The sequence below is a fragment of the Streptomyces sp. NPDC054834 genome, from assembly GCF_053611185.1.
In genome coordinates this window covers 19,687-34,809 of the sequence record NZ_JBSGZV010000070.1, presented here as the reverse complement: position 1 = coordinate 34,809, position 15,123 = coordinate 19,687, and the positions used below count along the sequence as shown (strand labels likewise).

The window sequence follows — 15,123 nt, the reverse complement described above, 5'->3', positions numbered from 1 at the left end:
GCACGCTGCCACGAAGGGTTGTCTGGGTCATACAGCGGGCCGATGGGCTCGGGAGTGCCCTCCGGCCACCAGTCGTTGCGCACGCCGCGCGGTACGGCGCGGGCCAGGGCGATGGCCGGGCCGTTCAGTTTGGTGAAACGCTCGCGCAGCAGGTCCGCGTCGATCGAACCCCCAGCGTCGACGACCATGCGGGCGAAGGTCCGGGCACTCGTGGGCAGCGAGCGCAGGTAGCGCTCGGCACGGTCGGCGGTCCACTCGGTGTCGGCGGTCAGGGCCAGTTCATCGCGGTGCTCGGCGATGAGTGCAAGAAATTTCCGCTCTCATGAACGCCACGGCGACGCCGGACGCCTTGTGCTCGGCTCGGAAAACCGCGGTCTGCCCGCCCTCCGCCAGCGGCAGTCGGCCAAGCCGGTAGTCCTTCCTCTCGCCACGAGCGGAGCCGCTCACCAGCCCGTACTCCTGCAACCGCGCCCCAACCCGGGCGGTGTGTCGCGCCTCAGGCACTCTGCGGGCGGCGCCCCGACGTCTTCTTCGCGGCAGCCTTCTTGGCCGCGGGCTTCTTGGCCGGCTGCTTCTTCGTGGTCGTGTTCTTCTTCGACCTCGGCATCTCGTGCACGTCCGCATCCTCGGCTGGCTCACCGCGGCCAGCCTTGGCCTGCTGAACGGACGCGTTCAGTGCGGCCATCAGGTCGAGCACCTGGGCCGGCTCCTCCGGCTTGGGCACCTCGGGGAGTGGCTTCTCCTCGCGTTTCGCCTCGATGATCTGCGCGATCGCTTCGGTGTAGCGGTCCTGGAACTCCTCGCCTTCGAGCTCGTCGACGGTCATCGTCTCCATGAGGGCGAGCGCGCCCTCGATCTCCTCGTCGGTCACCGCCACCGGGGGCGGGAGCAGCTCGGCGGGGTCGCGGATCTCGTCCGGCCAGCGCAAGCAGTGCGCCAGCACCTCCTACTCGACGGTCGGGTCTTCCTGGGCGTGCCGCACTGCCCGCTTCACGTCCTGCTCTACCTCGTAGCGGCTGGCCTCGGTCGCTTCAGCGTGCGCGGTGATCGCCGCCTGAACGGCCTCGGCGGCCGCGCGCCAGCGGCGCCACTGCTCGTCGTACGCGTCGCCGGTCAGGCCCGCGAGGCGGGCCCGTTCTTCCTCGGCGGATCTTTCCAACTTGATCAGCTCGTCGGGGATGTCTGCCACGTGCACGGATCTTAAGCGGCTGGTGTGGTGTGCCGACCATCGGACTTACCGCCCGATCGGGTAGAGCCTTCATCGGTCCCCGGGCGAGTCGGCCACGGATACCGCTACGAGGATCACGACCAGTCCGTGATCCTCGAGAGGACGCACCCGTGCGCTTCGCCCGCACCGCCGCCGCAGCGGCCGCCTTCGTCGCCCTGCTCGTCCCCACGACCGCCCACGCGGCCCCGGCCGATGAGGACCCCGGCGACACGATCACTTCCCCCGTACGAGACGCGCTCGCTCGACTTCCCGTCCGCACCGAGGACCGGACCGGGTACACCCGGGACAAGTTCAAGCACTGGACCGACGCCGACAAGGACGGCTGCAACACAAGAGCCGAAGTCTTGAAAGCCGAGGCCGTCATCCCGCCCGAGCAGGGCCCGAAGTGCACCCTCACCGACGGCGAGTGGTACTCGGCCTTCGACGACCGCTACATCCAGGGGCCCCGCGGCCTCGACGTCGACCACCTCGTCCCCCTCGCCGAAGCCTGGGACTCCGGCGCTTCCGCCTGGACAGCGAAGGTGCGGGAAGCGTACGCCAACGACCTCGGCGACGACCGCGCCCTGATCGCCGTGTCCGCCGCCTCCAACCGTTCCAAGGCCGACCAGGACCCGAGCACCTGGCTACCCCCGGCCGAGGGCTACCGCTGCCAGTACGTCACCAACTGGATCGCCGACAAGACCCGCTGGGGCCTGAGCATCGACACCCCAGAACAGACCGCCCTGTCCAATGAGCTGAGCCATTGCCCGAACGTTCCCGTCACCGTGACCTTGGCCAGGTAGCCCACGCTGCGGACCCGGCTTCGGCGGGTGGCCGGGGCCTGGGTGACCGCTTGGCAGGTGCCGACTGTCCGCGCCTGCCGGCAGCCTGATCGAGCATGCGCGCTTCGACGTCCTGATCGCCCGCCGCCCCTGACCCCTGCGACGCCCATCGGCGGGGGCCCCGCCGTGTTCCCGCCCGCCTCGATTCACTTCCTGGAGATTCGCCATACCGTCGTTCCACTGCGGACTCGCGCGCTGTCCTGGGGGCTGGAGGCCCGTGTCCTGGACGAGCAAGATCGGGCGGCTGAGTGCTGCGGAGAAGGTGGCCATCGAACAGGCCATCTCGTTCGAGGTGCCCGCCGACGGGGAGGGACAGACTCTGGATCTGATCGGGGCATCAGCCGGTGGACCAGGCGCGCAACTGCGCGGCGACCTCCTGAACGCGGGCGCCCTTGTGCTTGGCTCGCATGACGAGCGCGAGGGCTTCCTCCGGCTCGTAGTCCAGTGTGACGCTGTTGGTGTTGAGGAACGTCTCGGCGGCCAGCCAGGCGAAGAACTCGTTCTTCGCCTCCAGCGGCTCGTGCAGCGCGATGGTTTCCAGCATGGCCGCAGCCTTGAGCCAGTCGCTCGCGTACACGTCGCGGCCCATGTAGTGGGCCTGGGCCCGGGCGCAGACGGCGTCCAGCACGCCCAGGTCGAGACAGGCCGGGTCGCCCGGGAGGGTCTGTGCATCCTGCAGGAGCTCTTGCGGGGTGAGAAACCGGGTCACGCGGCGTGACCGTGCCGCGGGAATTTGTGCAGGTCGCGGCTGCCCATGGGCGCAGGGTCGGGCCACGCGGCCGTGCTGGTGTCGGCAGCGCCGGTGTCCTGGGCGGCGAAGACCTCGGCGAGCTGCGGGACGCGGTCGCGGGTCCGGCCGAGGGCCTTGAGGAACGGGTCGTCGGCGGCCTTGAGCGCCGCGTCGCGGGCTCCCGCGCCGGCCGCCGGGGCTCCGCCGACCGCGCTGCAGCCCGGCGGTATCCATCAGCTGGTAGGCGAGGATGCGCAGATTCTCGTCGTGCGCGGATGGCTCCGTCAGACGGCGTTTCTTCGCGCAGCCGGTCCCGCCGGCGGTGCGCAGGGTTAGACGGAGAGCTCGGGCGGCCTGGCCTCTGCGGCGCATGAGGTGTCCGAACTGCCCGACGAGGTCGAGCAGGGCGGCTCGGACAGCAGCGCCATCAACGGCCGACTCAGCGGCGGTGCCCGGTCCGGAGACGGCTACCCGCTCCTCACGAGCCCTGTGGCTGCGGGACAGCAGAGACGTGAACGAGAACGCCCTGAGCAACGCGTTGACGTACGTGCGGGGCGGGAGGTCGTGCATGTCGATGCGGCTCGGATGAGTGCTGATCTGCCGGTGCAGGACGTCGTCGGCGCCGTTGCGGAAGTCGGCGAGCTTCTTGACGTACGCCTTGTCGGTCCTCCCCCACGACACGTTGGCTACCACGCCCTGGTACGTGCTTTGCCCGAAGGCTGGCGGGACGTGGTCGAGGATCGCACGCAGCAGCATTTGGCAGGCGTAGGGGTGCTCGTCGGCGTAGTTGGCATTGAGCTCGCGGACCAGGGCGAGCAGCTTGTCCACCCGGAAGACGGTGTCCTTGGCCTCCAGGTCGGCGATCAGCGCTTCGTCGACGTACGGGCCTGGGCCTGGCGCGGGGAGCGGTAGCGGGGCCGGAATAGAGGGAGCGTGAGCCGGGATCATCTCCCCGGCCTGGGCGGTGATGATGCGCGCGGTGGTGCTGACGTACTCCTGGAGGGCCTTGACGTCCCGGTACTGGCGGATCTCTCGGTGCAGCTCATGCCACCAGACGCCGTCTGTCGTCGTGCCGCTGGAGCCGCCCCAGGTCGCCGGCTCGAGTGCCAGGACGCCGGGGAGCCGGGCCGGGAAGCCCTTGGGCAGCCCGCGGAGCACCGCCTCGATCTCCGCGATGCCGAAACGGGGCCTGGTGGCCTGCTGAGTGGAGACCGGTGCGCTGCGCTGCATCACGATCAGTGTGCGAAGGACTTGCAGGAAGGGATCGCTGATATACGGCTGGAGTTCGGGCAGGTGCAAGCACGCCGCGACGGTGAGGGCGGGACGGTCGTCCAGGGCGATGTGGTGGCTGATGTGCGAGGTGAGCCCGTAGGAGGGGCCCACGTGCTCAGTGGCGCCGACGCGGGGCAGGGAGCGGATCAACTCTTCGGCATCGAGGTCACGCTGGTCCAGGGTGGCGACCGTGAACTGCCAGACCGGCCAAACCCCTTCCATGAGGTACTGGTGCGCCATGGTCGTCAGAAGCGCCGTCTCCTCCCGGGAGAGCTTCGCCGTCAGGTCGTTCAAGGCATCCGTCTTTCCATCAGGGCGCGTCAGGAGCCGACCTGCCTCCTGCCGATGAGCCCATGACCGTTGCGGCGCGCCTGGGCCGCTGGCCGACTGCCCCGATACGCACCGAAGTCATCCACGGGGTGCTGCTGTTCACCGGTGACTTCGACGAGCGGGATGCCATCACCGCGCGACGGACCTATCCCGGCCGCCGGGTCTTGGTGAACGCCGACGGCAACCTGGAGATCCACCCTGCCGGCCCCGGGCTGCCGCGCTCGCTTCTTGACCGGTAGCAAGCTTCGCTATGCCGCCCGGGCCAGGTGATGCAGGTGCCGCAGCAGGGCCCGGCATTTGTCGGCCGCGTCATAGCGGCCGCCCAGGCGCTGGCGGCGATACTGCGCGCGGTCCGCCGACCACAGCCCCTTGGCCACTGCGGCCGGTCCCATGGCGTCCTCCCAACGGCTCCGGCTCAGCCAGGCCCGCACCGAAGAGACGTCGGCGTGCTGGCGCAACAGTTCCCGGGCCAGGACGCCGCAGTCGAAGCGGGCGTTGTAGGCAACGCAGCGGCGCCCCGCGAGAACACCGGTCAGCTCCGGCAAGAGGTCGGTGAAGCGGGGAGCGTGAGCAACGTGGGAGCCGGTGATGCCGTGCAGTGCGCTGGCCACTGCCGTGATCGGCTCGCGAGGGTCGAGCAGTTCGTTCACCAGCGTGCGGCCCTGGCCGTCCATCGCGGCGATCTGCACGGCCCAGGCCTGCGGGCCCAGTCCGGCGGTCTGGACATCGATCACCAGCAGCGCCGGATCAGCCAGCACGGCACGCGCCCAGCGAGCCACCTGTTGCCGCTGATGTGGCCAGGAAGGCGGCCTACGCAACACCCTCACCGCATCGTCCAGGCTGCGGCTCTGTTCCGCGGCGGACTGCACGTGCCACAGGCCGTCGCCGTCCGGACGGGCGTGCACCGTGCCGAGATACCGCTCGTACTCGTAGACGGCCCAGGTCGGCCGCTCGGTATCGCTGGGCCGTACCAGGCGCACGGGCAGCCCGTCGATTCATCGATCATGTGAATGAGTCGGTCCGCTCGCCTCCCCACACCGCGCGACACGCCGGAATCCTCACCTTCTCGTCGGTGCTGGTGCGGTGGATCCGGCCCGTAGGCGGTCCGTGCTCAGCCATGCACGGGGTGATCGGCCTGCGATCGCGGTTTCCGGTGATGGGCCATCGACCGGGGCGGAGGCCCCCGGCCGCGGACAGGCCGGCAGCACAAGCCGACGTATCAGCTACATCATCCGATGAGAGGTGGCGCCGGTGGCCGCGGTACAACCATCGGTGCCGCCGGGAAGTCTGTTCACTGTCACGCAGCACGTGATCAAGCGGGTAGCCCGCCGGACACGGGGTTGCGGGCCATCATTCTGGTTCGCGGACGCCGTCGGCGTCCGCGGTGAAAGAGGGGGTTTGGGTGCGTCACTCAGTCAGACTTGCCGTGGCAGCGGCCTTAGCGGCCTGCCTGACCGGCACTCTGGTGGCCGTTTCGGCCGACCAGGCCGTCGCCGCTGAGTCCAATCTGGCCGACGACTTCAACGGCGACGGATACCGCGACCTGGCCATCGGTATGCCCGAAAAGACGATCAGCGGGAAGAAGGGCGCCGGTGCTGTTCTGATCACCTTCGGCTCCGCTCACGGTCTGACCGGCAAGCACGTCTACATCACGCAGAACTCCACCAACATCCCCGGCACGGCCGGGGATCAGGACTTCTTCGGCAGCAGCCTGGCCAGCGGCGACATGAACCGCGACGGGTACGCCGACCTGCTGGTCGGCAGCGAAGGAGATGCGTCGCAGAACGGCTCGGTGACCGTGTTGTGGGGCGGCGCCTCACCGTTCCGCAGTGCCCTCGCACTGCCCTCGGGACCGTCGTATCCCGGCCGCATGTTCGGCGCCGGCATTGCCGTGGGTGATTTCACCGGCGACTCCCGGCCGGACATCGCCGTCAGCGGCCAGACATCCCTGCGGCTGTACTCCGGCGCGTTCACCCGCACCAAAGCCCCGGCCGGAAGTGACGTGACCGACGCTGATGGCACCGGCAGCTGGAACCTCGCAGCCGGCGACTTCACCGGCGACGGCAAGGACGAACTGGCCGTCGTCCAGCAAAAGACCACCCTCGTCTACGGCCAGGCCCTCGGCACCACCGACCCCGGCTCCTTCACCGCCCAGGCTCGGCTCGCCGGCGGAGACCGCGTGGCGGCCGGAGACCTCAACGGCGACGGCCGCGACGACCTCGCCATCGCCCTGTCCAACCCCCGCCTCGACCCCAACGGACTGGCCGATCCCAGCCACGGCTCCGGCTACATCACCGTCCGTTACGGCGACCCCGACATCGACGGCGGTCTCGCCCCCTCGGGCCGCATCTACCATCAGAACACCGCCGGCATCCCCGGCAGCAACAACAAGGAAGACGAGTTCGGCGCGGCAATGTCCATCGCCGACATCAACGGCGACCACCGCGCAGACCTCGCCATCGGCATCCCCTACAAGACTGTCGGCCGAGCCTTCAGGGGAGGCGACGTGCTCGTGCTGCGCGGAAGCGCCGGTGGGCTCACCACCACCGGCGCCGCACGCTACTCACAGAACGCCCCCGGCATCCCCGGAAGCGCCGAGAACAACGACACCTTCGGCTCCCAGATCCACCTCGCCGACTTCAACCGGGACGGCAAGGCAGACCTCGCCGTCTCCGCCCCCAACGAAGACCACGGCAACGGCGCCCTCTGGCAACTACGGGGCACCCGCACCGGCCTGAGCACCAGCGGCGTCAGCGCCTTCGGTCCCAACGAGTATGGCGTCTCCTCTGGCTCCCGCATCGGTGAAACCCTCCTCGGCTGAGGTCTCGTGACACCAGGTCGGGCTCCCGTGCACCTCGCTCAGCCCAGGCGCCCGGGAGCCGACGGACTCACGGGCGCGCGGGCGCGCGTCGATGAGCCCGTGCCCGGATCCGTACGCCCCACGTCCGCGTACGCGACCTGTGCGCGATGGGTGCAGCCGTGCGGCCCGGCCGTCCCACGTACGCCATTGGGATGTGCGGACCACCTCAGGCCGCCGCGGACCTGCTCACCACGGCCGGATGTGTGGCATCGTCCCCGGCGATGCCACACACGTCTCGCTGGGCCTGTGCGTGCAGGAGCTGATGGAGCCGTGCCCAACCGAAGCCGACGTCACTCCGTGCGCGGCGACCGTTCTCGAGCACCCCGTAATGGTCGCTGTAGGTCAGTTTCAGCTTGAAAACCACGGATAGCGGCGACCGTAGCGGGGTTCGGATCACGGACCGCACGGGCCAGGGAGCGGTAGCCGGTGCCGCAGCCGGAATGCAGGTGCGCAGTTTCGGTGGCTGGGGGTCTCATGGGAGTGCGTCTGTCTGGCGGCATCGGGCCGCTGCGGGTGTCAGGTGCCGTCTTCGGGCGCCAGCGGATTCGTAGGGCTGTGCATCTTCTCAGTGAAGCTGCTGGTCTGGCTGCTCTGGTCGGAGCTCGTCCTGTGCTGGTACGTGCTCCTCGGCTGCTAATGGCTGCTGAGAGGCGTGTACTGGGACGGCCCGCGTGGCGCTGGTGGCAGCGTCGGCAAATTCAAGGCGCCGTCGGTGGCAATCCATAGCTGCCCTCGTGTCTGTTCACCGGCCAGCCTGATCACTCGTTCGTCTGGGGGACCGACCATGCGCCGCATGCCCATCGCTCTGCTCACCGCCTCCTGCCTCGCGCTCGCTGGCTGCTCCAGCACGGTCGGCAGGAAGCCACAGACGACCGTCACCGTCACGGAGACACCGCAGCTGTCCGCGGCCGAGCAACTGCGGACCTGCGTCGACGCGTGGCGAAGGCGTACCACGCCCCCACGGGCCCCACCCAGACCCCGGCAGCGTGCCACGGGCTCTCCGCGGACGGCCAGGCAAGCGCACCCAGTTCAACGGCTTGCAGAAGCGGAAACGGAACAAGGAGAACCAGCAGGAGGCACGGAAGTGCCTCAACGAGCCAACCTGCACGGCCCTACCGATCCCGTAAGCCGAGGCGGCTGGCCCTCGGTCACTCTGAAGGCTGCGGCCCCATCCGGCCGGCCATCCGCGCGGCCTCCTCCGGGGTCACCAACCGCACCTTGCGGCGGAACACGCCCTTGACCTCGAAGAAGCACGAGAACCTGCCATACGGGCCGATCTCCCGGCACTCGTACAGGCCGGCCCCGGGCAGCGGGAAACCGTAGGGCGCGGTATGGCTGCGGCCTAGGAACGTGCGCGCGTACACGTACTGCTCGTTCGTGCCGCGGATCCTGGCCACCCAGCCGGTCGTCGCGTCGCAGCTCACCCGCTGCGTCGTGATGGACACCCCGGGGAACACGGCAGCAGGGTCAACGGTGGCGAGATCCACGGGAGTGTCGAGCGCGGCCGTGGAGGCAGCCTTCTGCTCCGGGGTCGCGTGGCGCACGCAGACTCCCGGGTGCGGACCGATGCCGTACCAGACCATGAGCGGTGCCCGACACGGATCACCCTTCGCGGTCGTGCACTTGTTCACGCGCTCCCCTGGCTTCTCTCGTCCCAGCTGTTCGTACAGGGCGGCGCAGACTGTACCGCCGAGCAGCGCACAGGATGGTGGCAGGGTGACCGGCCTGCGCGACGAAGGGGTCTCGCCCGGACAGGCGGACCTCGTACCCACGGCATGGCGCCCGTGGTCCTCGCATCGCCCGTGGCAGAGTGACCGGCAATGGATCCGAAGATCTGGGCCGCCGTGATCGGCGGTGCCGCAGCGCTCGTCGTCTACATCGCAGGGTTCGTGACCAGCCACCTCAAGGACAGGGCGACGCGCCGATCTACGGCCACCAGCAACGCCCGTGCGGGCCAGGAACGCTCGTCCCGCCTGCGGGGATGCGGGCCGCGCGCGAACGGGCAGGACGGTGAGGGAAGGGCGCCGTGGCCCGCGGCAGAGCACGTCAGGGCAGCGGCCTGTCACCGCTCTGCGCGAGTGGCCTGCTCCCGCGACCTGGCCCTGGGGAGCGGTGGCGGGGCCTTCGGGCGTCAGGTGGTGGTGGGCCAGGTCCGCAGCAGAGCGGCGATTTTCCCTGCGGTGCAGGCGGGGTCAAGGAGCAGGTCCTTCAGGGCGATGGCGTCCTCACGGCCGGGCTTGACGGAGATTCCGGCGGCTTCGAGGTACATGACGCCGGACGCGGCGGCGACGGCCATGTTGGAGCGCTCCAGCCAGCGGCACCGGCCCAGTGTGTGCACCAGGGCGGCGGCTTTGGCGTAGGGGCCGCCATAGACGGGCTGCTCGAAAATCTCGGCTCGGTGGCGGGCGACCGCCGAGACGGGAACGCCGTAGTCGTCCGGGGCCGGATCGTCCGCGCCAGCGGCCTCGGCGACTTGCAGAATCCAGGGAACGTCGATGTGCAGGTCCATCAGGCCGCGCGTGCTCCGCGGGGTGCCTGCTGGGCTTGTTCCGCCTCGTCGAAGACCGCCTGGTGTTCGGCCAGGAAGCGGGCGGCCGCGTCCACCGCTCGGGCGCGCAGGCCGCTGGCATCGTCCTGCACCAGCCGGGCGAGGTAGTCCCCGATGCTCAGTCCCAGGTCGGCGGCGCGCTTCTTCGCGAGTTCGGCAACGTCCTCATCCACGCGCGCACCCAGTTGTGTCTTCGCCATACCGCCATGGTAACAGCTGTTACCACACCAGGGGGCCGCCGCGGGAACGGTGGTCTCCTCCGTCCGGTTCCCGTCGAGGAGGGCGGGCGACCAGGCGCTCATGACCAGCGTCCAGTTGGCCGGCCCGGCGCTTGAGGCGGACCCTCGGTCTTGGCCGTGTCGCCGCCGGCCCGGGTGGTCGCACGAGCGGCAAGAACGCAGCCTTCAAAGTGACGGAAGAGTCCTTTGGCCTTCGCAGGTGCGGCACGGGCGGCAGGCGGGGGTGATCAGGTTGCTCTTGAGAGCCGAACCAGAGAGAGGTCCTCAGCCGCTGCTGGCGAAGTGGGCAGCGCGCCCGGCGGTGAGCTGGCGGCGCGGTCAGGAGCCGCTCATCACTACCGGCCAGGAGGTGGCCGCGGGCGGGCGCGGCCGGGCCGGCGACGCCGACCGCCGGCCTCATCCGGGGAAGATGCTCCACACGGCAGTGGCAGTGTCCACGATCATGCGTCTTGCCCGTTGCGTCACTGACCGCACCGAAAGGCACGCCGGACGCTGCCCGTGAGCCGACGGAGCGACGTGGCCACGGCTGAGCGCATCGGGCCGGAACTGCACAAGGGCCGCTGGAGCAGCGCACTGCCGGGCAGCGCTCGCTGGAGTCCCACGCCTACCCTGCTCGCATAGGGATCAGACTCGGAGATCGGCTCACTTACCAGGAAGAGCATTACCACATTGCTAAGCGATCCGGCTGCAGGATCGGATCGACTTGCTGCAAGCACATGTGCAGGAACCGCTTCTCTCGGTCAATGCGGAGCGGGTATCAGCGGGGCGCTGCCTGAAGTCCCAGGGCCGCAACTAGTTGCTGGCAGCGCATGGCCTCCCTGCCCGCTTCCGACTCCAGCACCGACACAATCCGCTGGTAGTCCGGGCTCGCTGGAACGCTGCGCGGTAGCACCTGGCCCAGGCGGCTGCAGGTGGCAGCGGTGCATGGAGCGGGCCGTCGGCCGAGGAGGGCGCACGCCACCGCACCTGCTACTTCCTGCCCGCCTACGCACCGGACCTCAACCCCGTCGAGGGCAGCTGGTCCCTGCTGCGGCGCAGCAGCCAGGTCAACACCGCCTTCACCGACCCCGGCCACCTCATCAGCACGCTCCGACATGGTCTCCGCCAGCTCCAGCACCGCAGCAACCTCATCAACGGATGCCTCGCCGAAACCGGTCTCACCTTGACGACGTCACAGCGACAACGTCGGTAACTGACGCCGTCTACGCAGGGGTTGTCCTCCCCGGGTCACCCCGTGGCAAAGTGATCATGTTGACCTGTCTGTGGTGGGGGAGATACGTGAAGCGACATCTCAAGGCGGCGGCGGTGCTTGGGGCTATGACCACGGTGACGCTGGCCGGCTGTGGCGGCAGCGAGGGAAGCGGGGGAAGCGGAAGCCCATCGATGAGTGGCCAAGGGCACGCGGCCGTTCCATCCGGGCCCTACCAGTTGAAGATGCCCAAGGCAGTGCTAGAGGGCGCCTTTACCGAGTCCGATCATGCGAAGCCCGATCCGAACATCGCATCGATGCTCTCCGGCCAGATAGAGAACGGTGTGTCCGCGTTCGCTGCCTATCAGCCCGCGGACCGGAAGTCGGAGACTTCAGGGCCTGTGGTAGCGGTGACTGGGGTGTACGGAACCGTGCTCAGTCCAGTCACAGCCCGCGACGAGTTTCTGAAGATCCTCGACAGCCGGACCATCGCCACGGACGTGCGCTCCACCGTGATCATCGGTCCTCGTACGATCACCCCCCGGGGCTCCTCGGAGCCCGTGTCTTGCCGCGTCGTTCAGAAGGTCGATGAGTTCGGAACGACGTGGCAACCGGACTGTTCCTGGGCAGACGGATCGGCCGTTGTCGACGTAAACCAGACCGTGGACCCCGACAAGCCTCCTGCACAATTCGACCTTGCCGCCTTGGCTGCCAGGACAGCGACCATCCGCAATGAGGTCCGCGCACCCGTGGCGCCGTAGACCTCCTCCGGTTCCGAGCACAGGAGTTGTTCCTGGATGGTCAAGTCCTGCCGTCCGCCGCAGCGCACGCAGGCGCCGCTCGAGTAGCAGTGGCTGGACGTTGGTGGTTCGTTTCTGCGGTGAACCCCATCCGCCATCGGAGTGAGGCCACTGACGGAACGCCCACACGGGAGCCGGCCTGCCGCTACCTGTCTTGATCAGCATCTTTGCCGATCGAGAGAGATGAGCGCATGCATCGGATCCACGCGAAGCTTGCCCTGGTCACCGCGGCGGTCGCCGCGCTGCTCGCCCCCGTCAGCTCCGCTCCCGCGGCTGCAGCCGCATTCGCAGTGCCCGCCTCCCATCTGGCCGGTGCCCCGAGCGTGCGCCGGGACCTTCCCGAGCCGCCGCCGGTCGACATCGTCCGCAAGGAACTCGGTGAACTCACCGTCGCCGCCCCGCATCCGATGACCGGTTACTCACGCTCGAAGTTCCCGCACTGGATCACCCAGTACGGCACCTGCGACACCCGCGAGGTCGTCCTCGCCCGTGACGGCCAGGACGTCGCCCAGGACGAGCAGTGCCGTGCCGTCTCCGGGGTCTGGTACAGCGCCTATGACGGGAAGGTCTCCACCCGGCCGTCCACCGAGGTCGACATCGACCACGTCGTTCCCTTGGCCAACGGTTGGCGCTCCGGAGCCGATGAGTGGACCACCGCCAAGCGCCGCCAGTTCGCCAACGACCTCACCAACCCGCAGCTGATCGCAGTGTCGGCGAGCTCGAACCGGCAGAAGGGCGACCAGTCCCCGGACCAGTGGGCGCCGCCGCTGCGCTCCTACTGGTGCACCTACGCCCGGGCCTGGACCCACGTGAAGTACGTGTACGAGTTGAACATCACCGAGCCGGAGAAGAGCAAGCTGGACGAGATGCTGGATACCTGCCCCGCATGAACACCACTCCGGACACCGGCTCCTACACCAGCACCGTCACCGCCGGCCCGGGCGGGGCGATGACCGACGAGGCCGGCGTCATCACCGGCGACCTCACTGTCCGCACCGCCCTCACCGACGACGGGCGCAGCGCGCATGTCGCCGTCCAGTACACCGGTGCTGACGAGTGGTACACGCTCACCGGCAGCCCCGCCCCTATCCCCGAGGGAGGTCTCGCGGCCTACCACCGTGACCTCCTCGGCCGCGTCCGGCGCGGCCAGGGGGCTACCGCCACCTGACGTCGGCGCATCGCCAGCTCCGGCCTGAGGGCAGGCCGGAGCTGCTCCCGCATTACCCGGATCGGGCGTGGGTAGCGTGTGGGCATGAGCGGCGGGGGAAGGCAGCGCCGGGACGGTTCGTCCAAGCGCGTCCAGCTGACGAGCGGGGACCATGGCGGGCCGAAGGACAAGAAGACCAAAGGCCGGCGGTCGAAGAGCCAGGCCGCGCGTGCCGCGGGCCTGCGTGAGGTGGAACGCTTCCGGGAGTCGATCCGGGCCGCCGAACAGCGTCGGGCAGCGCGCCGTGAGACAACACCCACCGGAGCGCCGGCCGGCACCGGCCATCAGCCGGCCGGGCAAGGGAATGGCGTCGACGCGTATGCGACGGTGCAGGTCCACCTGATGGGCGCTGTCACGTTGTTGAGTGGGTAGGTGTCTGATGGTGCGTCGCGGTGTGGTGGAGCCCGGTTCCGGGCTGTGGTCAGGCCGCGGTGGCGGGGCCGGTGACTCCGGTGATGTGCTCCCGGATTGCGAAGCGGACGGTCATCTCGGCTCGGTAGTCGTGTGCGGACATCAGATGGCGGCGGGGCCGGAAGTGGGGTGAGATGCCGCTGAACGCGGACAGGAACCGCTGTGCTCCGCCCACGGAGCGGAAGCCTTTCATCGCCCGTTCACGCTGCCTGGTTGGCTGATGGCTGTTCTCCGCCCGGTTGTTCAGGTACTTCGACTGCCGGTGCTCGACGCAGGGCATGACCTCGCGGTGGGCCGCGCCGTAGGAGCGGAGCTTGTCGGTGACGATCACCCGCGGCACCGCACCGGTCCTTTTCAAGAGTCTGCGGAAGAAACGCATGGCCGCGGCCTTGTCCCGCCGGTTCTGTACCAGGATGTCCAGGACGTTGCCGTCCTGGTCGACCGCCCGCCACAACAGCGACGCACTCCCCACGTCCGACCCCTCCCGGACGGATCAACCCCGAAGATCATCCCACCAGTCAGCCAACGTGACAGTGCCCGGCTACCTGCTGCGTGGCCCCTGACCAGTGCAAACAACGCCGCTATCGGCTTTGCCAGGAACGCTGTCCAGCGAATGGTGTGGATCTTGATCGGGTGTGGTCTCTCGGGCTGGTTGGTCACCGGCGCCGTGCAGCGATGCCTGCGCCTGGCTTACGTAGACCGCCTAGCTCTCGGCGCGGATAGGCCCCGCCGCTTTCGATGAGGCGGCGGGGCCCGGAGTGGGTGGCTGGGGTCAGTGCAGTGCGCTTACCTCGGCTGCCGAGAGTGTCCGCGGGTAGACGTGGACGTCAGCGACGGAGCCGGGAAATGCCAGGTACGGGGTCGTGGCGGAGGCGCTGTTGACGCAGCCGCCGATGGTCAAAGGCATGGAGGAGTCGTACTGGGGGCTGAGGTTGGTGGCGGTCCCCACCAGTGTGCCGTTCTGGTAGAGAGCCATGTTTCCGGTGCTGGAGCCCCCGACGACCGGTGACCGGAAGGTGGCGACCAGGTGGGTCCAGGTGCCGGTCGGGCCGGAGCCTGGGTCTCCTTCCGCGGTGGGGAAGTCGGAGTTCTCGTCGTTGGTGGTCGTGGTCTGGAACATCCAGGCGCCACCGGGTTTGTCGTAGGAGAGGTAGAAGGACTGGTGCTGTGTGGTGCCCTGGCAGACGGCGGTGGTACCGAGGGCTGAGTTGATCTTCACCCAGGCGGAAACGGTGTAGTCGACGAGTGTGTTGACCGCGCTCTGTCTGCTTTTGAGGAAGCCGGTGCTGCCGTCGAAGGCGACGCTGCCGGACATCCCGGCCGGTGCGTCGGTGCCGAAGGTGGCGGTGCCGGACGGGGTGAGCGTGTTGAGGGAGGTGGTGTCGGTGCCGTCGGTGGCGAGCTTCCACTCGTCCTCGGGCATGCCCTTGTCCCAGCCGGAGGGCACGATCACGCTGCCCGCGTCGGCCGGGTGTGTCAATTTAACGG

At 69.0% G+C, this 15,123-nt stretch carries 15 protein-coding genes and 3 pseudogenes; 8 read left to right on the top strand and 10 right to left on the bottom strand.

Translation table 11 applies throughout. The features are described 5' to 3' along the window. From ACWGJM_RS45550 to ACWGJM_RS45540, 3 genes and pseudogenes are all read right to left on the bottom strand, one after another. Positions 1–218 (bottom strand): annotated as a pseudogene (locus ACWGJM_RS45550) (hypothetical protein); the annotation flags it as partial. 278 nt (positions 219–496) lie between these two features. Next, entirely contained in the window at positions 497–928 is a 432-nt protein-coding gene (locus tag ACWGJM_RS45545; protein ID WP_453417672.1) for a hypothetical protein, read from the bottom strand. Between the two features lie 18 nt (positions 929–946). Continuing rightward, on the bottom strand, positions 947–1,189 hold the full coding sequence (locus tag ACWGJM_RS45540) for a hypothetical protein (RefSeq protein ID WP_453417671.1): 243 nt from the start codon (positions 1,187–1,189) through the stop codon (positions 947–949). Between the two features lie 149 nt (positions 1,190–1,338). On the opposite strand from ACWGJM_RS45540, the gene ACWGJM_RS45535 reads away from it, so the two are divergent. Further along, on the top strand, positions 1,339–2,010 hold the full coding sequence (locus tag ACWGJM_RS45535; protein ID WP_453417670.1) for an HNH endonuclease family protein: 672 nt from the start codon (positions 1,339–1,341) through the stop codon (positions 2,008–2,010). A 376-nt stretch (positions 2,011–2,386) separates the two neighbouring features. Here the strand turns inward: ACWGJM_RS45535 and ACWGJM_RS45530 are convergent, their stop codons facing one another. Continuing rightward, positions 2,387–4,345, bottom strand: coding sequence for a DinB/UmuC family translesion DNA polymerase (locus ACWGJM_RS45530; protein WP_453417669.1), 1,959 nt, complete (start codon positions 4,343–4,345; stop codon positions 2,387–2,389). A 59-nt stretch (positions 4,346–4,404) separates the two neighbouring features. Here ACWGJM_RS45530 and ACWGJM_RS45525 point away from each other — a divergent pair, with 59 nt between their 5' ends. Beyond that, on the top strand, positions 4,405–4,620 hold the full coding sequence (locus ACWGJM_RS45525; protein WP_453417668.1) for a hypothetical protein: 216 nt from the start codon (positions 4,405–4,407) through the stop codon (positions 4,618–4,620). 9 nt (positions 4,621–4,629) lie between these two features. Here the strand turns inward: ACWGJM_RS45525 and ACWGJM_RS45520 are convergent, their stop codons facing one another. Beyond that, a complete protein-coding gene (locus ACWGJM_RS45520) occupies positions 4,630–5,361 on the bottom strand; it encodes a 3'-5' exonuclease (protein ID WP_453417667.1) in 732 nt (243 codons plus the stop codon). Positions 5,362–5,807: 446 nt separating this feature from the next. Between ACWGJM_RS45520 and ACWGJM_RS45515 the strand changes: the two genes are divergently transcribed. Next, the gene (locus tag ACWGJM_RS45515) at positions 5,808–7,202 is read left to right on the top strand and encodes an FG-GAP-like repeat-containing protein (protein WP_453417666.1); all 1,395 of its coding nucleotides are present in this window, start codon (positions 5,808–5,810) and stop codon (positions 7,200–7,202) included. Between the two features lie 1,187 nt (positions 7,203–8,389). Here ACWGJM_RS45515 and ACWGJM_RS45510 read toward each other — a convergent pair. The 3 genes from ACWGJM_RS45510 to ACWGJM_RS45500 all read right to left on the bottom strand — a co-directional run bounded on the left by ACWGJM_RS45510 (position 8,390) and on the right by ACWGJM_RS45500 (position 9,989). After that, positions 8,390–8,785: a hypothetical protein gene (locus ACWGJM_RS45510; protein WP_453417665.1), complete on the bottom strand. Its 396-nt coding sequence runs from the start codon at positions 8,783–8,785 to the stop codon at positions 8,390–8,392. A 587-nt stretch (positions 8,786–9,372) separates the two neighbouring features. Beyond that, entirely contained in the window at positions 9,373–9,750 is a 378-nt protein-coding gene (locus ACWGJM_RS45505; protein ID WP_189307438.1) for a fic family toxin-antitoxin system, toxin component, read from the bottom strand. Further along, on the bottom strand, positions 9,750–9,989 hold the full coding sequence (locus tag ACWGJM_RS45500) for a hypothetical protein (protein WP_336542613.1): 240 nt from the start codon (positions 9,987–9,989) through the stop codon (positions 9,750–9,752). Before ACWGJM_RS45500 ends, ACWGJM_RS45505 begins: the two co-directional genes overlap by 1 nt. Positions 9,990–10,992: 1,003 nt before the next feature. Here ACWGJM_RS45500 and ACWGJM_RS45495 point away from each other — a divergent pair. The 5 genes and pseudogenes from ACWGJM_RS45495 to ACWGJM_RS45475 form a co-directional block, all read left to right on the top strand. Further along, a pseudogene (locus ACWGJM_RS45495) lies at positions 10,993–11,220 on the top strand (IS630 family transposase); the annotation flags it as partial. Positions 11,221–11,270: 50 nt separating this feature from the next. After that, a complete protein-coding gene (locus ACWGJM_RS45490; protein ID WP_453417664.1) occupies positions 11,271–11,978 on the top strand; it encodes a hypothetical protein in 708 nt (235 codons plus the stop codon). 230 nt (positions 11,979–12,208) lie between these two features. Beyond that, positions 12,209–12,907 (top strand): HNH endonuclease family protein, encoded by a 699-nt coding sequence (locus ACWGJM_RS45485; protein WP_453417663.1) that lies wholly within the window; start codon positions 12,209–12,211, stop codon positions 12,905–12,907. Then, positions 12,904–13,185, top strand: a complete 282-nt coding sequence (locus tag ACWGJM_RS45480) for a hypothetical protein (RefSeq protein ID WP_453417662.1) — start codon at positions 12,904–12,906, stop codon at positions 13,183–13,185. Before ACWGJM_RS45485 ends, ACWGJM_RS45480 begins: the two co-directional genes overlap by 4 nt. A gap of 84 nt (positions 13,186–13,269) precedes the next feature. Beyond that, positions 13,270–13,596: a hypothetical protein gene (locus ACWGJM_RS45475; RefSeq protein ID WP_453417661.1), complete on the top strand. Its 327-nt coding sequence runs from the start codon at positions 13,270–13,272 to the stop codon at positions 13,594–13,596. Positions 13,597–13,645: 49 nt separating this feature from the next. Here ACWGJM_RS45475 and ACWGJM_RS45470 read toward each other — a convergent pair. Together ACWGJM_RS45470 and ACWGJM_RS45465 are read right to left on the bottom strand one after the other, a co-directional pair. Next, a pseudogene (locus ACWGJM_RS45470) lies at positions 13,646–14,104 on the bottom strand (IS6 family transposase); the annotation flags it as partial. A gap of 303 nt (positions 14,105–14,407) precedes the next feature. Continuing rightward, positions 14,408–15,115 carry a LamG domain-containing protein gene (locus ACWGJM_RS45465; protein ID WP_453417660.1) on the bottom strand — a complete coding sequence of 236 codons (708 nt, stop codon included), beginning with the start codon at positions 15,113–15,115 and terminating at the stop codon, positions 14,408–14,410. Positions 15,116–15,123 lie beyond the last annotated feature (8 nt).